Origin of the sequence: Shewanella canadensis (assembly GCF_003966225.1) — a bacterium.
Lineage (GTDB): Bacteria > Pseudomonadota > Gammaproteobacteria > Enterobacterales > Shewanellaceae > Shewanella > Shewanella canadensis.
This window is the reverse complement of record NZ_RXNU01000003.1, coordinates 456970-478681: the sequence shown is the minus strand read 5'-3', so window position 1 is coordinate 478681 and position 21712 is coordinate 456970. Positions and strand designations below refer to the sequence as shown.

The window sequence follows — 21712 nt, the reverse complement described above, 5'->3', positions numbered from 1 at the left end:
TAAGGATCCTATTATTATTTTAATTCGAAGAGGCCTTTTGTTCCTGCCACCCAAATATGTCCCTGTGGATCTTGATTAATAGCAACGAGATTCTCTCCCTGTCGCTGATGAATAATCTTACTCTCTCCCTGAGCGGGTACATCAATTATCACACCGGCATTACCCACTAAAACCAACCCGCCATCATTGTTCGGCAAAGCGCCGTTAATCGTAGACTCGACAGGTAATTTCACCTCTTTCCAGCTGCCCATATCGAGATCAGTTTGGAAAATATGACCTCGCAGCCCCATGACGAAAATAGTGTTGTTGAGTTGAATGGTATTGAACAGGGAGCCTTCATAGATGAAGTCAACTTTGGTCCACTGTTTGCCTTGATTGTCTGACACGGCAACTAAGCCAAGCTCTCCGACCATAATGAGTTGACCGTTAGACAGCACGTTTAAGCGGTTAAAGTGCGGAAGCAAAGCACTGCGTTCACTTAGATAGAGCGCCTCATCTTCTGCCTTTAACTCGGCAAGATAGCTGACATCTTCCTCAAACAGTAGCTCTTCATGGTATTCGCCTAACCATGTTTGACCGCCATCAGACGTTCTATAGAACAAGCCATAAGCACCTATAGCCACACCATTTAGTTCATCAAAGAAGAGAATATCCATCAAAGGTTTTTCGATCTCTGGCGAGCTCATCTGTAACTGCCAGGTCAGGCCGGCATCGATGGTATGAATAATGGTCGCATCATGACCAACCGCCCAACCAAGTTCAGGAGTGATAAACAATACTTTCGTGAGGTGGGCCTGCGTCGGCGTTAAAACTTGCGTCCACAACCCCTCTTTTTCACCATTAAGAATGAAAACGTGTCCGCGTTCACCGACGGCAACTGTAGTGGCGCCCTTAGTCGCGATATCGAGGATGATCGACTCGATGGCTAATGGCTGAATTTGACTACTTGAACTGTTTGCATCACTCGCCTGAGCTACAGGTGACAGAAAAAGGGTAGCGATTAAACAAACAAAAACAAATCGAAGCATGCTAAACAACATACAGACTTCCTTAAGAGATATAGGGGCACCCTATCGATGCCCCTTTTGTATCGGAGGATTAACGAATACCGGCACGTCTTAACGCCGCAGGGGTGAAGTTAGCTTCACTCAGCTTGGCATCAAAGTTATACATACGGCCTTCATTATCGAGTCCCATTGCGATATAACGACGGGATTGAAGATCATGGAAGACCTCAAGCGTAGTCCAATGTGTCGGTACTTCGTAATAGTTAATAGCATGCGCAAAGGCAACACGATATAACTCATCACGATTATCATAGATATCGGCTAGCGATACCTGCCAGGAATCCTCATCTATATAGAAAGTACGCGTCTTATAAATATGACGCATCCCCTCTTTAAGCTGAGCTTTGACAACCCAAACACGGTGCTTTTCCCAACGCACAAGCTCAGGATTCACATGACCGGGATGAATAATCTGGTCGTACTCGAGTTTATCCGAATGTAGCTTGTAATCATTATAGGGAATGTAGACTTCCTGCTTACCGATCAACTCCCAGTTATAACGAACAGGAGAGCCGTTAAACATGTCAAAGTCATCCGTCGTTCTAAGACCGTCAGATACAGAACCCGGTGTATCGAAGGCCACATTAGGGGCCTTACGGACACGGCGTTGACCTGTGTTATAGGTCCACGCCTGACGAGGTAATGCTTCTTGATCCATGGTCTCTTTAACCAGTAGTGCAGTACCCGCAAGACGCGCCGGTTGTGTCACGACCTGCTTAAAGTAGAACAAGGTATTTGAAGCATTGAGTTTATCTAAGGTGATCTCCGGACGAGAATACTGAAAACGTATCTCCTCGGCGGTTTCAACTAAGGTATAACTACCACTCGCCGTCGGCGCGGCTTGGCTACGGGAAGTTTCTACATCCACACCACGAAAACGCAGTACATGGTTCCAGATAACCTCTAAACCATTTTCAGGCATAGGGAATGGCACACCAATGGATGCACCTTTAACGCCGTTACCTTCAGATACAAGTTCAGCACGGGTCGCATTGGCTTTAGTCGCATCATAGACAAACTGAGGCACAGAAGCGGTACGTCTGGTCTGATAGACATTCATCTTGTAGGTGTCAGGATAAAGTTCAAATAACTTTCTCTGACCATCGGTCAGATGAGCCTTGTATTTATCTTTATTGGCATTGGTTATCGTAAATTCAATCTTGTCCTGAGGAAAAGGATCCGGATGATGCATCCCCTTCTCATAACCTGCTATGGCGGACGTTATCCCACCATCCCAGGCAGGAATCGAACCATCGGCATTACCGGCTTTAACACCACCGAGTGGCGTTAATTCGGTTCCAAGCTTTGCAGCTTCAGCATCTGTAACTTTAGCCAATGCGGCTGGCGCACTGAGTGCTAGCATCACAGACGCCGACAATATCCCAAGTTTATTCATTGTTATTGTCCTTGTGATTTAGATTGAGTACTTGATGTTAAATGATACGTAATCACGGTCTGACATCTGGTTAGTCGTTCCTACGCCACCAAAGAAGCTATTGTAGGAGAAATCTGCACCCCAACGATTCTGATAATCGAAGTTTACGCCGACAGAAACTGATTTCTTTCCTTCGGTGAACAGAAACATAGGATCGGGCGTAATACCCTCTACATCATGTGAGAAGATCACACGAGGAGACATATTGACACCAGAAAACAGGTTGTTGTAATCAGCCTTAGCGACTAAACGATAACCCCAGGCAAAATCAGTTGGGAATGGGTTGGTCTCAGGACCGTTATGCAAAACTTCGATGATGCCTGGCATATCCGGATTTCCACCCGAACGCGCAGTCCCCGGTCCATTGAGTCTTAACTCATCAAAACCAGGCATATCATGGATCCACACGCCACCAATCTCGGCTAACATAACCAAATTACTCGTGCCTAATGTTGGACCGAACAGGTGAGTAAAGGTCGCTTGGGCTTGAGTGGTATCCAGGCGTATAAAGCCCTCTGCATACTCACCAGGTCCCACGTCGTTAACATAAGAGGTGTATTGTGAAACACCATCTAACTCAGGGGCTATACCCGCATTAGCCAGCTGCTGCGGCATAGCGGCGAAAAGCAGTTCAACATCATCAATCTGCAGTGGTTCATCCTGACGGTGAGCAATTTCACCGGCAACCGAAGTATCACCGATTAATGTATTGAAACTGAAGCCATAGAGTTGAATATCTTCAGGATATTCGATCTGCGCCTTGGAGAAGGTCTCTAAGCCAAGCAGCACATCACGGTCAACCGTTCCGCCCGTCGCCGCAAGCGCGCCGAGAGTACCTAGATCATTGGCGATCGCCTGTTGACCAAAGTCGGCAGTCGTACCGCTAATCAGAGGTCTACGGCTATGATAATTCATGTAATAGAGGCCAAACTCGGTCTCACCCAGAGCGGGAGAGTAGTAACCCAGTTTTACACCGTACTGACCCGAATCACTGGCACTGGCTTGATCTTGTACCAGAGTTGACTTCATCGGATAGGCTAAGGCTAATGCGCCAAGTGTCGCCGAGTCATAATCACCTGAGATAACCATCTGGGCAAGTTTGTTGTATTCCGCTTCGAGGAACTCCAGATTCATATCCGGGTTCGCCTGAAAACCTAACTGAGCATTCTGGCCATAACCACCATAACCGGCAAAATCATTGGTCGAGAAGTATGAACCAGGTGTAGGTACCCAGACAGGCTCCCAGTCATATTGGTAGAAGGCTTCGACCGATAGCTCGTCTGTCATTCCAAACGATGCCCACACCATTCCCTGAGGTCTGAATGCTTCTTTAAGCTCGGCGCCCGGCGCATTAAGGATATTGAGATCGACAGGGTTAATCACACCGATGCCGTGAGGTATCAGGGTACTTTCACCCCAAGAAACCACCTGGTTACCGACACGAATGGTAAGCGGGTTAGCCCCATCATTGAAATCGAAGTCGCCGTAAACAAAAGCATCGAGCAAGCGCACATCTTTACATTGTACTTTCGATGCTTCCGAGTCCATACAAGGATCGTACTCTTTACCCGTTAACGGATCGCTATAACCATAGTCGCCGTTATTCGCTTTCTGATCATAGAAGTACATGCCACGAGCGAAGATGCCGAAGTTTTTGTATTTCAGTGAAAGTTCGTGTAAACCCTTGAACACAACCGCCGTTGTATCGCCTTGGGAATAGAGTAGATTACCCAAGTCGCCATTACTGGAATATGACCCAGGTTGAGCCCAAATCTCGGCGGAGGTATATTTAGTATTATTGAACGCAGAGTAATTAGACCAATCAAACCTGGGATGATTCACTTTACCAATATTGTTATCCCAGTCACGTCCCTCTACCCGCCAGCTCGCGCCGGCAGAGAAGGTTGAATCGAATGTTCCTTGAACTTCTCCCCAATCAAATGATACAGCGTTGACACCGGAAGTAACTCCCATACTGAGTGCCGCTACGATCCCCAAAGTAAGCGTCGACTTGTTAAAGCCGTTTATAACCTTTTTCATTTTAGCTTCTCTCCATAACCTGCTGGATTCTTGTTATAGGAATGTCAACCAACATCTTGTTAGCCTACAGGTAACACCATTGTTACAGTATTTACATCTGATGAGCAAGATGGAATTCGAGAAAATCTTCTAAAGATTTAAGTACCTTAGCTAAAAATAAAACAATAATTTAAACGCTTGATTTAAATAGTAGGGAAGAAGATGGGCTTACAAGTAAAAAGGGAAGAAGAAGTAGTGTGATAACAAAGGATTACGTAAAGCGGAGTACGAGTGATTGGCAATATGAAATTAATCACTCGTTTGAAGTAATTACTCTAATGCTTATAGCTAAATTTTTTGCAGAGAAAGCAGCTCTCCCTTTTCTGTCAGCTCCAATTTAAAATTACCATGAACACCGGAGCGAGTTAAAAACCGGCGAAAATGACGGCCGTTGATCCAAAGCTTCCTTCCATGGCTATCATGCACTTCGACTTTGTCGACATGCCCCTGATAATAGCGTTGAAATTCGTGAAAACTTACGTTTAAAGAAAAATAAAAGGTCATATTTTCAAACTAAAACAATGAGAAACAAAACTAACTAAATAAAACACAGAAGACCACAACAGATTATGACTCCCCACTTAGGACTGCAGGGAGTCATCATCGATAAGCGTATTTTACTTACAATCGAGCGCTTTTGACACTTTCTCAAACAGATCTTTTGACAAGTCTTCGAGTCCTAATATCCGTTTAAGCGACGCTTTCATCAGTAACTGTCTGGCTTGGTCAAACTTCTTAAACTGAATAAGAGGCGTAATTATCCTGGCCGCCACTTGCGGGTTTAACGTATTGAGTTTGATGATAGTGTCGGTTATAAACTCATAACCGCTGCCATCGAGTTTATGGAACTGTACCGTGTTTGCAGCCGCAAATGCGCCAATTAACGAACGCACTCGGTTAGGATTAGAGAAGCTAAATGATTGATGCTTTGTTAACCTTTTCAGCTGCTGTAAACAGGTATCCGATGCACACGTAGCCTGTAAAGAGAGCCACTTATCCATCACCAATGGCGTCTCACTCCACTTAGTTTCATAATCAGACATCAAGGTGGTGCGTAGCGAGGAGTCTTCACCATTGAGCGCCAATAATGCACCGAGACTGTCAGTCATATTTTCTGCCTTGTCATACTGCACTTTGGCAAAACTCTGATGATCCTCAGAAACTTTTTGCAGTAACAACAAGCAAATATTTTTAAGCGCACGTGAACCGGCATTATCGATACTCGCCTGTTCACGGTAACGGCTAAGTAGTTCATCTTCACAGGCCATTGCCAGCTCTTCAACCACAAAAGCCCTAGCAATCGCTAACGCATCGAGATCGACAGACTCTGTTTGTTCTATTAAGGCAGAGACCGAAGGCAGAGTGAAAATTTCAGCCACTAATGCATTATCGAGGTCTTCACTGAGAAGCACACCACGGTAGGCATCGGTAACTCGGGGATCGATGTGCATCGATTGCTGCTGGCCCAAGTTAGCAACATTATCCCAAATAGATTGACTGATAAGTGCAACAGAGGCTTCCCAACGAGCCACTTCACTGCTGGCATAGCGCATCAGATGCACCAACTGTTCGACCGAATAGGAAAAATCAAGCTTAACCGGTGCCGAAAAGTTTTGTAGTAGCGAAGATATTGGCTGCTCGGAAATATCATTAAAGATAAACTCTTGACGCGACTCCTTAACATTCAATACCTGACTCAACATCGAGGTGCCATTCGGTGATAAAAGCTCCAGATCAAACGGAATATGAAGTGGTAGCTTCTCGGTTTGATCAGCCGTTGGCTGAGTGACTTGTTCAATAACCAGAGAGTAGCTTGCCTTTTCTGCATCATAGTTCTCCGTCACAGTGACCACCGGAGTTCCGGATTGACTATACCAACGTTTAAATCGTGAGAGATCTATGCCACTGGCGTCCGTCATAGCCGCGGCAAAGTCATCACAGGTAACCGCCTGTCCATCATGACGTTCAAAATACAGTTTCATACCGGCTTGAAATAACGTTTCACCCAGCAAGGTATGCATCATACGAATGACTTCGGCACCTTTGTTATAGACGGTAACCGTATAGAAATTGTTCATCTCGATCACAGACTCAGGGCGTATTGGATGCGCCATGGGTCCTGAATCTTCAGCGAACTGCTGATTTTTTATCACCTTAATGGCATGTATACGGTTTACAGCACGAGAGCCGAGATCTGAGCTGAACTCTTGATCTCTAAACACGGTTAACCCCTCTTTAAGGCTCAGTTGAAACCAATCTCTGCAGGTCACTCTGTTTCCTGTCCAGTTGTGGAAATACTCATGCCCCACCACCGACTCGATACCATGATAGTCCTCATCTGTCGCCGAGCTCGTATCGGCCAACACATATTTGGTATTGAAAACATTGAGCCCTTTGTTCTCCATAGCGCCCATATTGAAGAAATCGACAGCTACAATCATGTAAATATCCAGGTCATATTCAAGATCGAACCTGGACTCATCCCAAGCCATCGACTTCTTTAACGATGCTATGGCATGGTGAGCCTTATGAAGGTTACCTTTATCGACAAAGACCTGTAATTTGATCGGCCGTTGGCTTGATGTAACAAATTCATCTTCCAGCAGATCAAAATCACCAGCGACCAGGGCAAACAGATAGGCAGGCTTTGGAAACGGATCATGCCATTTAACAAAATGACGTCCCGATGAAGTCTCGCCCTGCTCAAGTAGATTACCGTTGCTCAAAAGATAGGGAAATGCCTTGGCATCGGCCTCGACTCTCACGCTGTACACAGCAAGTACGTCGGGTCTGTCGAGGAAATAGGTGATACGTCTGAACCCTTCGGCCTCGCACTGGGTGCAGTAAGCCCCATCAGACATATAGAGTCCCTCGAGGCTTGAATTTGCTTCAGGATCGAGTTTTGTCACGATCTCTAACTCAAACTCTTCAAGCTGTGTCTCTATGCTGAGATTTGCCTCTTCCTGGCTATAGCCGGTATCAACACCAGCCACTTTTAGCGAAATAATCTCAATACCTTCACCGTCTAATACTAAGGTCGTCGCTTGGTCATCTTTTCGTACAACCTGACTTTTCGCCGTGACAAATGTCTCAGCCCCATCCAAATAGAAATCAAGATCGATATGGGTGATGGTAAAAGCGGGAGCCAGGTAATCCTTCAGGTACTTCGCATTCATTGTTGTCATATACAGGCCTTAGATCCTTTTATAAAATTAAAATACCAATCGGTATAAACTAATTTCGGATGTAACAGATATGAAAAAACGCGCCATAGGCGCGTTTTTAATTATTTAACTCGTTTTACTTTGATTCGTTTTTCGCCACTCTTTCGATATCGACCATATCGAGAGTGATATAAACCGTTTCATCACGGAAAGCATCCGGTGTAACCAGTTCATCTTCGTCTGTATCCGACTCAGTTTCTGTATCTTCTGAATCGAGCGACTTAACAACCTCTAAGCCTTGGCTCACACGACGTTCATTAAGACGAACGAGCTGCTTCTTGTCATTGGCTTCGCGCTCTGCAATACGTTCACTCTCAACAAGAGAGACCGTTTTTTCATCATGATGCTTCTTAAATTCGGCAATATCTTGGTAAATATAGCTAAACTCAACATCTTGCTTAATACGAGACTCGTGCTTAACAGACAAGTTACCGATCATGTTAGGGCTAACATCACCCAGAGTGCCATATTGTGCAACCGGCACTTTATCCCAAGGCAATGCATTCTCTTCCTCAGCTTCACCATACTCACCAGGCTCTAAAGCACTCGGGAATGAAATATCCGGTGTAACGCCTTTAAGCTGAGTACTGCCACCATTGATACGGTAGAACTTAGCTATAGTGTACTGAACGTGACCAATTGGCTTCTCATACATATCATAGATACGACCGAGGCTCTTATGCTGCTGAACCGTACCTTTACCGAAAGTCGACTCACCCACAATCAGTGCTCGGTCATAATCCTGAAGTGCTGCAGCGAAAATCTCAGAGGCAGAGGCACTATAACGATCAACCATTACAGTTAATGGTCCGCTATAAGTGGTACGGCCGTCATTATCACGATTCTGCGAAACCTTACCATTGGCATCTCTTATTTGTACTACCGGACCTTGCTCGATAAACAAGCCAGTTAAGAGTGTAGCCTCTGTTAATGCACCACCACCGTTGCCCCGCAGATCGATAATTACACCTTCGACCTGGGCTTTTTTCAGCTTAATCAGCTCTTTAGATACATCTTTAGACAGATCCATATAAAAACCTGGGATCTGGATGACACCAACCTTACGGTTGGCATAGAGACCTTCATCGGGTTCTATCACCTCTGAGGTAGCAGCGCGATCTTCGAGTCTTATCTTATCTCTTACTATGGTCACTTCGAATGTTTTAGCCGAAGAACCACCTTTTTTAGGTAAAATCTGTAGGACGACTTTACTGCCCTTAGGGCCTTTAATCAGCTCGACAACATCATCGAGACGCCAGCCAATGACATCAACAACCTCTTTGTCATCCTGACCGACACCGACAATCTTATCTTCGGGTGATAACTTTTCACTCGTTGCCGCGGGTCCGCCAGCAACCAGACTCTTAATGACAGTATAATCATCATCCATCTGCAATACGGCACCAATCCCCTCAAGACTTAAGTTCATCTCCATCTGGAAACGCTCAGCATTTCTGGGAGAGAGGTAACTGGTGTGAGGTTCTACGGTGCGAGAAAAAGCATTCATCACACCCTGAAAAACATCTTCACTCTTAGTCTGACTAAGACGCTTAATCGCATTGTTATAGCGCTTCTCGAGAACGGGAACAATTTCATCCCACTCTTTACCGGTTAATTTAAGGTTTAACGCATCATATTTGACTCGTTGACGCCATAACTCGTTGAGCTCAGCTTCATCTTTCGGCCATGCGGCATCTGCACGATCAAACTGATACTTATCATTAGCAAGAGTAAAATCGATCTCTTTGTCTAAGAGGGATAATGCATATGAGAAACGGTCATAACGACGCTTTTGTACAAGTTCGAACATCTTATAAGCAGGGGTTAAATCACCGCTTTTAAGCATGTCATCAAACTGTTTGGAGTAAACACCAAAAGTATCAAGGTCTGTTTGTAGCAATACATTACGACGGTAATCTAATTGCTTGAGGTAACGCTTGAATACCTGCTCGGAAAACACATCATCAAGATCAAACCTGTGATAGTGAGAACGAGTAAAGAGACCAGTAACACGCTTACTGGCCACTTTATGCTGCGGTTCCTGCGATAGTGCGGGTAACTCGCTGAATGGAATTGATGGGGTTAACGCCCACGCCGAGAATCCTACAAAAATACTGGCGATTGAGGCAGCCAGGGTAATTTTTCGCATCAACAAGTCACTCCTTTACTATGAGATAGTTACAGCATTATGTGTTCAATACGTACTTTAACGGTTAAACCTGAGTCTAACTGTACTTGAACATCCTCTTTCTTAATGTCTAAGATAACGCCAGCAACTGGTGTCTTACCTAGTTTGACATTAACACGCTGATTTTGTTTCAGCTCATTTAACACTGCAGGTGTTAAAATAACTTCCGGAGCTTGCTCTTTAACCGGCTTAGGTGCAGGTTTTGCACGTTTAGCAGCTGGTTTCTTTGCTGGCTTTTTATTCGCCTTAGCAGCCTGACCTTCGCTCTTAGCGGCGGCAGCTTTTGCTACACGCTTAGCTTTTGCCTTCTCTTGACTCTCTTTGAGAGTAGACTGAGCATGGTCTATGTGCTCTTGCTCTAACTCACCACAAGGGGTTCCGTCTAAGTCGATACGTTGTGCACCGGCTTTAACGCCCTTGAGGTAACGCCAACTACTAGTATAGCGTCTTAAGGCAATTCTCAATTGAGTTTTACTGACTTTAGAATCATCAGCTAACCTTTCAGCCAAATCCTGAAACAATCCAATCTTTAATGGCTTAGTTTCACCCTCGGCGATAAAGCACAAAGGAAATGTTTCATATAAATACGCAAGAATTGCGTTGGTGTCGGTCAACTTCTCTGTTGATTCCATCATTACTTCCACAGTTAAAAAAGGGACACTAGTTGAACATACCGAAAAGATACGCCATCAAGAGTCGTTTATATTTGTCTGTCTTAGACCAAGTTCAAGCTCCAATAGCAATACTGAAACTCGATACGCAGAACTGAAACAGCAAACATACCTTAGCAATTACAATTAACAAACGCCAAGCTTTCATTCCACGAATGGAAATATCTCGACGCCCTTATCATTCGAACCGCCTATTATAAACGGGACGTTGACGATTGCGACCATCAATTATGATAAATTGGTTGTAGTTTGAGCAAATAACGCCTTTTCAAAGCTATTTACCAACTTTTCCAGTCCCGCTTGGTCAGTTTCAACGAATCTTGCCAGGCTTGGGCTGTCAATATCAAGGACGGCTACCACTTCGTGATCACGCATTATAGGGATCACGATCTCTGAATTACTGGCCGCATCGCAGGCAATATGCCCATCAAATTGATGCACATCGTCAATCCGCTTCGTTGTTCCTTCTGAAGCTGCCGTTCCACACACACCTTTTCCTAGTGGAATCCGCGTGCAAGCCACTTTACCTTGAAATGGACCTAATACTAACTGTTTATTTTTTAAGAGGTAAAATCCTACCCAATTCAAATCATCTAAGGCGTCATTTATCAAGGCCGAAAAGTTTGCCATCGCAGCAATCAAGTCATCTTCACCATCGAGTAGTGCCTTGGCTTGTCTATCCAGTGATGAGTAAAATTCCGTTATCATACAAACTTCCTAACAATTTATTTTTTCGATTCGGCTTTATTAGCCGTTTTTTTAGGCGGAGATTCTTTTTTTGGCGCAACACCTTTCAACAAATTCATTAGTTGCTCTTTATTTTGTGCCAGATAGAAACTTAACTTTTCACAAGTATTTTCATCTATCTCAAGCTCTGACTCGGTCAAGAAAGGAGTGAGTTGATCCGCGATATCAAGCATCTTATCGTAGGCATCCGCCTCCTTTTTAGATGTAAATGTCATCTTCTCAACCCCTTCTCTGACCACAACAAATTTAGTAATAACTGCCATGACTGCCCTCGTACTGTTTTTATATACAGTTACAGAGTCTCATAAAAACAAGTTCTTATGCAAGTACTCTAGAAAATCTGATAGTATCTGACTGATTATCGACACAGAGATCTTCCATGGAATGTGATTCAGGCGTGCTACGCTTAATCAACAGCGGTGAGTCATCTGCAAAAGACATGTATCAATAACGGGTGTAAAAAACGGATTGAAATCGGCGATGGAACAAGAATGTGCTGACAATAGTGTGGTGTTATGCCGCTCTTGTGACTTAGTTATCAGAAAACGTGCACTACCTTCAGGCGTCCGTGCATTATGTCCTCGCTGTCATACAACCTTATACGACACACCATACTGTTCAGTCGACGGTATGTTAGCCTTGTGTTTAACGGCTTTATTTTTTTTACTTCCGGCCAATGTGCTGCCAGTGCTTGAGCTGCACTTTTTAGGCAGTATTAGAACCACGACGATTATCGAAGGCGCTATGGCGGTATCGAATCAAGGCTATTGGATTGTAGGTATCGCCGTTTTAGTGTCAGCAGTCATCGCTCCCGCACTACTTATTCTGTCTGTACTCTGTCAAATTTTAATCATCAAATATCGTCTTAACTCCCCCTTTTTTCGTGCCATACTGAAACGTCTACTCAGTTATCAAGGCCTGTTGGCTCAACTGAGCATGCTCGAAATTTATATGATCAGTATTCTCGTCTCGGTCTTTCAACTCTCAGATTTTGCAGATATTTTCTTAGGGATGGGTACTTTTTGCTTCGGAATGTTATTTCTGGTCACTCTGTTTCTTCAACGTGAGTACAATCTGGAACATATGTGGAGTGTTTTAGATGAGTGAACTCAATAACAAGATGCAAGGCATAACGATGGGTCTAACCCCCTGTCCCTCTTGCGGTAAACTATCTCTTCATTCAGATATCCACTGTAAGCGGTGTGGTGAAGCATTAGTGATGAGAGACCATTCGAGTCTTCATAAAAGTTGGGCCCTGCTGATCACGGCGACCATTTTATTGTTTCCGGCCAACCTATACCCCATCACTATGTTGGTCAACAGAGGACAGATCCGCCACGATACTATTTTTACCGGGATCGTCCACTTGGTCGAGTCGGATATGTTCCCTATCGCTGTTATTCTATTTACTGCCAGCATTCTGGTCCCTATGCTAAAGATCTTCGGGTTAACTGCATATTTGATTGCTATCAGTTTCCGACTGCCAATATCTAAACAGAAATTGATGATCGGATTTCATATCATTGAATGGATAGGACGTTGGTCGATGTTGGACCTTTTCGTTATATCAATAACCGCCGCACTGGTTAATATGGGCCAGTTGTTAGATGCTAAACCCGCACCGGCAGCCACTGCTTTTGCCTTGGTCATATTACTGACCCAATTAGCAGCAAAAGTGCTGGATACTCGTTTACTCTGGGATCGATTGGAATCGAAAGATGACGCAAATGGAAACACCTAAAGTCGTAAAAAAGAAGCTATTCTCGCCAATTTGGCTCTTACCTCTGGTTGCGCTAGCCCTCGGCGGCTGGCTGGGTATCAAGAGCATAAAAGAAGCAGGAATTGAGGTGCAGATACACTTCCCTAGCGCAACCGGAATAGATATCGGAAAAACCTTAGTTCGTTATCAAGGTCTCACCGTCGGAAAAGTTGTCGATATCAGTATTGATGATGATCTAAAGGGAGTTAATGTCGACCTTAAGATGGATTACCGTGCAGGGCCGTTTCTGAACGATGGTACTAAGTTCTGGTTAGTTGCCCCTAAAGCATCAATTACGGGTGTTGAAGGACTGGATGCACTCTTTTCAGGAAACTATATCGCTATTCAACCCGGTGAGGGAGAGTCACAATCCTTCTTTGAGGCTGAAATAAACGCTCCTGCAGTCCAACCGGGCACAGACGGACTGGTCATTGAGTTAAGCAGCGACAACTTAGGCTCGTTGGATGTTGGTTCACAGCTTTTTTACCGCCAAATTCCAGTCGGTCAGATCACCAGTTACCGCTTAGAAGGCTCTAAACGCATATTATTGACTGCGTTTGTCAAAAAACAGTATGCCCATTTGGTTAAAACTAACTCGCAATTTTGGAATGTCTCGGGAATCAGCATAGACGCCTCTCTTTCAGGTATTAAGGTAAAGTCTGAAAGCCTGTCGGCAATTCTTGCCGGAGGGCTAAGTTTCAGTTCATCTGATGATGCACAAGCAGCGACTAATGGCCAAAGTTTCCAAGTCTATGATAATCAAGAGCTGGCCCTCGGAGGCGTTGAACTTACACTGATTGCAGATAATTCGGAAACGGCCAGTGTAGGCTCTAAGATCGTCTTCAGAGGCATAGAAGTCGGACGTATAACCCAATCGGATCTGACCGACACTGGTGTTCGATTTAAGGCAAAAGTGGATGAAGAGTATGCACAACTTCTCTCTGCCTCATCTCAGTTCTGGCTGGAGGGAGCTGACCTTTCGCTATCGGGTATCAAACATCCTGAAAGGCTTATCACCGGTAGCGTGATTAAGTTTTCACTGGGTGCGGGTGATGCCGTCGAGCAATACACACTGCTCGATCAGGCTCCGGATCAAGATGCGCTCACCAAGCTTGCCTTGGCATTAAATGCTGACACGAACCCGGGTATAGGTGCCGATGCTGAGGTACGCTACAAGCAGATCCCTATCGGAAAAGTTAACGCCGTCAAACTTAATAAAGCGCTGACAGGTGTTGAATACCAGATTGAGATATGGCCGGAGTTTTCACAACTGATCACATCAAACAGTTACTTTGTCTCAGAGTCTGCCCTGACAATTGATGCATCACTCGATGGTGTGAGTGTGCAAACACGGGATTTAACCACCCTGACCAAGGGCGCTATTAGTCTGGTCCAGGGGAACAGCAAGAAACGAGTTAAAAGCGACGCCAAGTTGCGCCTGTTTGGCACAAATCAAGACGCGACAGCATTCTTTGCCAACCGTAACCTCACTAAGTTAAGCCTGCTGAGCCCGGACGGGGCTGACCTTAATCCAGGCTCTCCGGTTTATTATAAGAAGATGCAGATCGGTCGGGTCGATAGTATCGATTGGCTTTCTGGTTCTGAACAATTTTCTATCAGAGTCAGTATTCAGAACCAATTTAAAACCTTGATTAAGCCCAACAGCGTATTCTGGCGCAATAGTGCCATGTCGGTAAAAGCTGCACTTTCGGGGGTCGAAATTGATGTCGCTCCAATCCAAGGCGCATTGAAAGGCAGCATCAGTTTAGGGTTACTCGATATCGATGCAAAGGGTAGTAAAACCCATCTCTATGGATCCAGAAAATTGGCCTTAGCTCAGGCTAAAGCCATCACCCTCACCTTCCCGGCCGATGTGAAATTATCCGCCAAGGCCCCTATTCGCTACCAGGGTCATCAAGTCGGCGAGATTGAGAGTGTCTCACTTAATAAAGATCTCACCAGCGTTACAGCCAGTGCTTACCTTTATGGCGATTACGCTAAACATTTTACCCAAGAGGATGCCCTTTATTATCTGGTCGATGCTCAGATATCCCTATCGGGCATTAAGGCACCGGAAACGATGCTAACAGGGCCCTATGTCGGTGTGATGCCAGGAGTGAGTTCTCGAGTAGGTCAAACGTTTCTTGGAGAACTGACGGCTCCGGTGCTAGCTAAGAAGGATTGGCTACAATTTACCTTAGAAGATATCAACCTGGGCTCAGTCAAGGCGGGCACGCCCATCATCTTTCGTGGGATCAAAATTGGTGAAGTGGATAGCTACCAGCTATCAGATTCCGGCAATAGTGTCCGGATGCAGGCTCATATCGAGAAGAAGTATCGCCACTTGGTAAATCAGACCAGTCAGTTCTGGGATCTTTCTGGCGTGAAAGTCGATATCGGATGGTTTTCCGGCGCTCAGGTTGAAACCGGCTCCCTGGAAACCATCATGGCCGGTGGCATCGGTGTTGCGACACAATCACAAACCAGCTCTGGCAACCAAGTTTCGGCTGACGCTGTATTTACCTTGCATAACAAACTAAACCCTGCATGGTTATCTTGGGCCCCCATTCAGACAGCTCCGTGATTTAGTTTCGTGTGCCACACCTAAACCGGAACCGTCAGTTCTGGTTTAGGTTTAGATATATGTCCTCAGCAGGTATATGTTCTAAAATAGATCCAATAGCTAATCCATTAAAAGGTTCGCTTTTTCAATTCAGGTATCGATATGACTAAAGAATTAATGCAGCAAGCGGCCCGGAACCTAAAGAAAGCCGTTCCATTGATGCTAAAACATCAAATACCGACCACTCCAACAAACTACGCGCTCTGGTACGCCTATGTTGGTGAACAAACTCCCGCATTAAACAAGCAGCTCGATATCATAGTTGAACAATACCAAACCTGCCCTCCAGTAAACTCTGAACTGCTTTACCGCGAGTTTGTTTCCGATCCGGTGGAGCTCGACGTCATCGATATGCGCCAAAACCTGGAGGCGATGGCAACTGAACTGTCACAATCATTGAAAGATACTAACCTCGACGCCACACAATTTCAGACCCGAATCGACAGCAACTTTGACAAGCTAAACCGAATCGAAGAGGAAGGCGTGAGTCTCGAGAAGGTGCTTGGACTTGTCCGCAATCTGGTTAAAGAATCTGATGATATCCGTTCCAGCACCGAGTTTTTTACAGGCCAGCTCAGCAAGGCTCAACAAGAAATTGAAGCGTTAAAGTTACAACTTAAGCAATCCGAAAAAGATGTACTGTTTGATGCCTTGACCGGCATTCTCAATCGCCGGGCATTCGATGATGACTTCAAAGGGATCCTCAATCAGAGTCCTGACGGAACATGCTTAATATTGGTAGATATCGACCATTTCAAAGCATTTAACGACAATTACGGACACCAGCTGGGAGATCAAGTGCTCAAGGCCGTGGCCAAACGACTCTCTGAAGCGTGTCGGGACGGTGTAAAAATATATCGCTATGGCGGTGAAGAATTTGCAGTGTTACTACCCAACAATCAACTTAGAACCGCCAGACACCTCGCTGAAGCCATGCGTCGAAGTCTGGAAAAAGTATCGCTTAAGGATAGGCGCAAAGATACCAGAATAAATAATATCACCGCCTCATTTGGTGTGGCTCAATGGCAGCCATCTATGACTCATGCACAGCTTATTGAACAGGCAGATAAACTCCTCTATGAAGCCAAACGTTTAGGTCGAAATCGAGTCATGCCCATCTCGAATTAACCCCGGCTCTATAATCGTTGCTAGCCGGGGCTTCTAAGACATGAGGGCTGCTGATTTTCCAGCTATCCGGCAACCGCCTCGGCTTTCAGAACCAGTCGCAGCTCTCCACCCGCCTCAACAGAGTTAAACGGGTAACAGGTTATTAGGGTGAGTAGCCTTTCATCAGATGGTGCAAGTACCCGGGTATCTGACTCATGAACAATGGACCTGCCCGTCACCCGGTAGATAACCTTCTTACCGGTTGCATCTTGTAGTTGAATTAAACGCCCCTTATTTACTCCATTTAAAATCGCAAAGTGGGTATCGTTATGGCCAGCGATCACTCGATTACCACTGTGGCTACCACCGAGTTCATGGGAGTTCACGTTCAGCTCCGCGGGCCCAAAGGCCAAATTTCGACCCGAGGCACCAGCGAGTACATAGAGTGAGCTATCCAGGCTTGAATCTATGACTGAATCATTAGCAACCGGTAAAAAGGTTAACTTAGAGACGGGGTAGGTATCGGCCCAGCTCCAGGGTTTATGAGCTTGCCTGTCTTTGAGCGTCTGCTCCCATGCCTGCATGATCAGATACTGAGCGAAATGTGCCTTAGCTTGCATATAGACCCCCTTGCCAATCAGGCTCGTACTGACGGCTAACAGAGTAACGATGGCTATTAAGTGTAAAACTCTTGAGAATCTCATAAGGCATCACGCTCACCCACCTTTTTTCCAGTCAATCGTTCCACTACCTCCATACGCAATTCAATACGAAAGCTCATCATGTAGACACACAATAAACACAATAAAATCAGCCCAATCGTGATTAACAGACGGCTGTCAGTGCCCGTCTGAGGTAAGCTGCCCACAGGCGGTTTCCAACCAAATGGCGTTAATGGTAAAACGGTAGCATTATTGGAAATAATCGACGAATGCTTCACGGGAGTGATATCCACCGCAACCAAGCTGGTGTGTCTGCTCACCAGATGATATTTAAGCGCCAGCGCGGTGATCTGTTGCTTCACTCTACTGTTATTAGCGCCATCTTTACTTAACTCAAGGGCAGAGATCTGTTTATTGGCCCAGATAAGATCCAGCCCGGCGGCAAGCTTTTTATTATCGAGCGAGACAGCATCTTGCCAATAACGACCGGCTATTGAGCCGGATATCACCAATTTATCAGGCGAAGCGGCGTACTCATCAGACGGCATTTTAACAGCCACCAGCAAAGGCTCCTCGGCATAGAGATCGGGAATGGTCGCAGGCCAAAAATCAGGAATGGTTCCATCAGGATAACGGAGCTCAATGTCGGTAATTTGTGGATGTTCAATCTTATAGAGTAAACGCTGAATTTTCTCTTGTACCTCATCCAAATCACCGATATAGGTAAATGTTCCCCTACCGAACTCGGCCGCCCTCTGCATAAAGTGAGAGTTTGGCGCAGACCCTATACCAAGGGTAAAAAGACGACTCTTGCCAATTCGGTGTTTTATCAACTTAAATAGCTCTGCTTCGTTGCCTACGGCGCCATCTGTCATAAACAATACCTGCCGTAATCGACTCGTCGACTCCTCATCTTTACCCTGTAACCCAGTCTCTTGCCATGAGGAGCCACCAGACTCCTGTCCCAATGCATGTTCGAGCGCCAGCGCCATCTCCGTACCACCATCGGCAGTTAACGAATGAACGAATCGATTCGCCATCTCAATATTCTTCGCACTGGCTGATATCGGCCCCTTTGAGAGTGAGCTCACCACAGAATTAAACTCAATAACGTTAAACGTGTCATCACTTCCTAATCCAGCCAATGCATACTTCATCGCCTTTTTTGCTTGCTCCATCGCACTACCCGACATAGAACCGGAGGTATCTATCACTAAAATCAACTCTCTCGAAACTCGATTTCGGCTCTTCTCAAGCGACGGAGGCAACAGCATAACCAGTGCATAGTCAGCCTCGGGTTTTGCTGTTAGTTCCGGATCGGATTTTACATGTTGCTTTGAGAGGTTTTTCTGTGCCAATGATGAGGAGTAAGTTTGTCCCTTTTGGGCAAATACTGCAGCTGTTGGCTCACTTCCCGCTACGGGTTTCCAGCGCAATACAAAATCTCTGTCGGCTGCGACCTGGCTCGCTAAGTGGATCTGATAACGTGTATTATCCAGCGGCATTTTATCGATGGTGTGATAGGCACTGGTGATCTCACTGAGTTCAACCCCGGCATCGAGGTCGACCCGAATGTTCACCGTAGGAGCATTGTGGCTTCTGACTCCGTAACGTTCCCCACGAAGCGATGCTTCCATAGCAGATAACTTATCCAGCCAACTATCATCTCCGGTGGTACCTCGGTACTGAAAATCAGGATATTGAAAATCTTGGTTTTGAAAATTGTCAGGCTGCTTACTGCCACCTTGGGGGTAATATCGTGGGTTAACGACCATAGGAAACCTGAGGCTAAACTCACCGTCGTCATAGTCCACCAGTTCCTGATAGCTTATCTCCACAACTAAAAGCTCATCGGGCCCTAAGTTGGCAACAGAGGTTTTAAAAATGTTGGGGCGATTGTGCTCGACCAAACTCGCTCGCTTACCCGCACTCTTCGCCTGCTCATATATTTTCTTTGCCTCCAACCGCTCCTTAATCTGCCCCTCTATGACTCGGGAGCCGATGAGTAACTTCATACTATCCACCGCGGCTTCATTAGGAAGAGGAAAAAGATAGCTGCCATTTAGCCATTCGCCGCTGAGATTTTTAAATGTCTGTTTCACCTTAACCCGATTCACCCACCCCGACACCGTCATCTGAACGTCAGTTTCCAGGGGAAGCGAAATTGAGACTTGCGATCCGCCGTCCTGATCTGCCACTCGATAGACGAAGCTGCCCTGACTGAGCTCGGCATCAAATGATGCTTTCACATTCATCGATGGCAACAGCAATGCGCCCATAAGAAGGAGGAAGCCGAGAGCCCCCCGGTTGGGGGCTCCTTGGCGGGTAACAGATACCACATCAATTTTCATACACATATTCCTTTATCTTGAAAACCGAACTAGTTGTTCGCGGTCAATTCAGACTCAGAAGGTATCAATTTGACGGTCACTCTTCGGTCGAAAAAGTCATTTTCAAAGCTCTGCTCTTTTGTCATCGGCGCGCTGGCCCCATAGGCCCTGAAGTCCAAGCGGCTCTCATCTATCCCTTGATTGACCAGATAGGTTTTAACCTCGGCAACCCGCTGCTCAGATAAAGCCTGGTTATAGGTACTGTCCCCTCTCCTGTCGGCATATCCGGTCAAATCGAGTCTTAACTCGGGAGAGAGTGACATGGCATAGGCCACCTCATCGAGCTGCAATTTGAAATGAGGGACAAGTTCAGAAGATCCGGTTTTAAACTGTACATTCAAGCCCAACGAGAGTTCGGCAAGTTTTTGCTGATCTTCGGCTTTCAATTGGGCTAACTCATGTTGCGCCGAATCATATCGGTTCGAGATAGCCATCAATGATCGATTCTCATCGCTGAGTTGATTCATCTTTGACTCCTGCATTGCCAGCTGTGCTTGCTGTGAGTCGAGCTCAGATTCATCACCGACTGACTTACCTATGATGGTGCCGGTAAATGCACCAATAATGGCCCCCACCGGCCCGGCAACAACCGCACCAAGCACAATCCCGGAACTGAGTCCTATCAACTCTTCGTGATGCTGACGCTCTTCGCTTGTGTCCGATGCATAACTGACATTTGAAAGAGTTAAACTGCTGACAACCATTGCTGCGATGATCTGCTTTTTCATTTTGTTTTTCCTAATCTTGTTATTAATATAAATGAGTCGTCGACATCGGTAGTTCTTATCTCGACGCCGTTTCGATGTGAGTATTAAACAAGATGTAAATGTCGAAGGAAGGGATGAAAAATGGCATTACGCATATGAATTGTGGCAAGAAAATGGCAATTGCCTTGGCTATCTTTTATCGCTCAGATTTTCCTGTATAGTCACTGGCAATAAGGCAAGGTATAGAGGCGTGCCATCGGTGAAACCTATAGCAATCGCAGAAGGTAAAGCGGTGTTTCCGGAGCGTTCAATACTAATCACAACATCAAGGTTATTTTTTAATGTCTATCAAACGTATTGCGATCGTAGAAGATGAAGCGGCTATCCGGGAAAACTATAAAGAGGTACTGCAACAGCAAGGCTACAGTGTGCAAGCCTATCCCAACCGCCCCACTGCCATGCAGGCATTTTGTACCCGATTGCCGGATCTGGCGATTATCGATATCGGACTCGAGGATGAAATCGACGGTGGGTTCACCCTATGTCAATCTCTGCGCGCCCTCTCCAGTAATCTGCCTATCATCTTCTTAACGGCCAGAGACAGTGACTTCGATACCGTGTGTGGTCTTCGTCTTGGCGCCGATGACTACTTGAGTAAAGACGTCAGTTTCCCGCACCTTATCGCCAGACTTGCGGCGCTCTTCAGACGCTCAGATCTTCAAGATACAGCGCTGTCAGATGACAATTTACTCGAAAGAGATGCATTGACTATAGACGCGAACCGCATGCAGGTTTACTGGAATAGCGTGCCAATAGAACTTACTGTCACCGAATTTTGGATGGTTCATGCCCTCGCCAAGCGACCCGGTCATGTTAAAAACCGTCAGGAGTTGATGCAGGAGGCGAAAATATTCGTCGATGACAGCACCATCACCTCCCATGTGAAGCGGATCCGCAAAAAATTCGTGGCTCAAGATGAGAAATTTGATTGTATAGATACCGTTTACGGCATGGGTTATCGCTGGGATCCTCAGGGGTAATTCATGGCAGTCT

The 21712-nt window shown here is 45.7% G+C and carries 17 protein-coding genes; 5 read left to right on the top strand and 12 right to left on the bottom strand.

Annotation, left to right across the window (positions count from 1 at the left end; all coding sequences use genetic code 11):
- Positions 1-14: 14 nt before the first annotated feature.
- The 9 genes from EKG38_RS08240 to EKG38_RS08200 all read right to left on the bottom strand — a co-directional run bounded on the left by EKG38_RS08240 (position 15) and on the right by EKG38_RS08200 (position 11674).
- Positions 15-1040, bottom strand: coding sequence for a WD40/YVTN/BNR-like repeat-containing protein (locus EKG38_RS08240; protein ID WP_126519784.1), 1026 nt, complete (start codon positions 1038-1040; stop codon positions 15-17).
- A 58-nt stretch (positions 1041-1098) separates the two neighbouring features.
- A complete protein-coding gene (locus EKG38_RS08235; RefSeq protein ID WP_126519783.1) occupies positions 1099-2463 on the bottom strand; it encodes a DUF1329 domain-containing protein in 1365 nt (454 codons plus the stop codon).
- Positions 2464-2481: 18 nt separating this feature from the next.
- Positions 2482-4542, bottom strand: a complete 2061-nt coding sequence (locus tag EKG38_RS08230) for a DUF1302 domain-containing protein (protein ID WP_126519782.1) — start codon at positions 4540-4542, stop codon at positions 2482-2484.
- Between the two features lie 327 nt (positions 4543-4869).
- Complete coding sequence (locus tag EKG38_RS08225; protein WP_126519781.1) at positions 4870-5085, bottom strand: DUF2835 domain-containing protein; 216 nt, start codon at positions 5083-5085, stop codon at positions 4870-4872.
- 113 nt (positions 5086-5198) lie between these two features.
- On the bottom strand, positions 5199-7766 hold the full coding sequence (gene pepN / locus EKG38_RS08220) for an aminopeptidase N (protein ID WP_126519780.1): 2568 nt from the start codon (positions 7764-7766) through the stop codon (positions 5199-5201).
- A 115-nt stretch (positions 7767-7881) separates the two neighbouring features.
- Entirely contained in the window at positions 7882-9954 is a 2073-nt protein-coding gene (gene prc / locus EKG38_RS08215; RefSeq protein WP_126519779.1) for a carboxy terminal-processing peptidase, read from the bottom strand.
- Positions 9955-9983: 29 nt separating this feature from the next.
- Positions 9984-10625: an RNA chaperone ProQ gene (proQ, locus tag EKG38_RS08210; RefSeq protein WP_041421684.1), complete on the bottom strand. Its 642-nt coding sequence runs from the start codon at positions 10623-10625 to the stop codon at positions 9984-9986.
- A 267-nt stretch (positions 10626-10892) separates the two neighbouring features.
- Positions 10893-11372 (bottom strand): free L-methionine (R)-S-oxide reductase MsrC, encoded by a 480-nt coding sequence (locus EKG38_RS08205; RefSeq protein ID WP_126519778.1) that lies wholly within the window; start codon positions 11370-11372, stop codon positions 10893-10895.
- A gap of 17 nt (positions 11373-11389) precedes the next feature.
- The gene (locus EKG38_RS08200; RefSeq protein ID WP_126519777.1) at positions 11390-11674 is read right to left on the bottom strand and encodes a YebG family protein; all 285 of its coding nucleotides are present in this window, start codon (positions 11672-11674) and stop codon (positions 11390-11392) included.
- 217 nt (positions 11675-11891) lie between these two features.
- Here EKG38_RS08200 and EKG38_RS08195 point away from each other — a divergent pair, with 217 nt between their 5' ends.
- The 4 genes from EKG38_RS08195 (at position 11892) to EKG38_RS08180 (ending at position 16921) form a co-directional block, all read left to right on the top strand.
- A complete protein-coding gene (locus EKG38_RS08195) occupies positions 11892-12518 on the top strand; it encodes a paraquat-inducible protein A (protein WP_126519776.1) in 627 nt (208 codons plus the stop codon).
- Entirely contained in the window at positions 12511-13152 is a 642-nt protein-coding gene (locus EKG38_RS08190) for a paraquat-inducible protein A (protein WP_126519775.1), read from the top strand. The genes EKG38_RS08195 and EKG38_RS08190 overlap by 8 nt, the downstream gene beginning before the upstream one ends.
- Positions 13130-15754 (top strand): MlaD family protein, encoded by a 2625-nt coding sequence (locus EKG38_RS08185; protein WP_126519774.1) that lies wholly within the window; start codon positions 13130-13132, stop codon positions 15752-15754. Before EKG38_RS08190 ends, EKG38_RS08185 begins: the two co-directional genes overlap by 23 nt.
- A 141-nt stretch (positions 15755-15895) precedes the next feature.
- Positions 15896-16921, top strand: coding sequence for a GGDEF domain-containing protein (locus EKG38_RS08180; RefSeq protein ID WP_126519773.1), 1026 nt, complete (start codon positions 15896-15898; stop codon positions 16919-16921).
- A 62-nt stretch (positions 16922-16983) separates the two neighbouring features.
- Here EKG38_RS08180 and EKG38_RS08175 read toward each other — a convergent pair whose 3' ends face one another.
- The 3 genes from EKG38_RS08175 to pdsO are packed head-to-tail and all read right to left on the bottom strand — an operon-like array spanning position 16984 to position 20680.
- Entirely contained in the window at positions 16984-17604 is a 621-nt protein-coding gene (locus EKG38_RS08175) for a class GN sortase (RefSeq protein WP_126519772.1), read from the bottom strand.
- Positions 17601-19913, bottom strand: coding sequence for a marine proteobacterial sortase target protein (locus EKG38_RS08170; RefSeq protein ID WP_126519771.1), 2313 nt, complete (start codon positions 19911-19913; stop codon positions 17601-17603). Before EKG38_RS08170 ends, EKG38_RS08175 begins: the two co-directional genes overlap by 4 nt.
- A 29-nt stretch (positions 19914-19942) precedes the next feature.
- Positions 19943-20680, bottom strand: coding sequence for a sortase-associated OmpA-like protein PdsO (gene pdsO, locus EKG38_RS08165; RefSeq protein WP_126519770.1), 738 nt, complete (start codon positions 20678-20680; stop codon positions 19943-19945).
- A gap of 326 nt (positions 20681-21006) precedes the next feature.
- Here pdsO and pdsR point away from each other — a divergent pair, with 326 nt between their 5' ends.
- Positions 21007-21699 carry a proteobacterial dedicated sortase system response regulator gene (gene pdsR, locus EKG38_RS08160; RefSeq protein WP_126519848.1) on the top strand — a complete coding sequence of 231 codons (693 nt, stop codon included), beginning with the start codon at positions 21007-21009 and terminating at the stop codon, positions 21697-21699.
- The last annotated feature ends 13 nt before the right edge of the window (positions 21700-21712 follow it).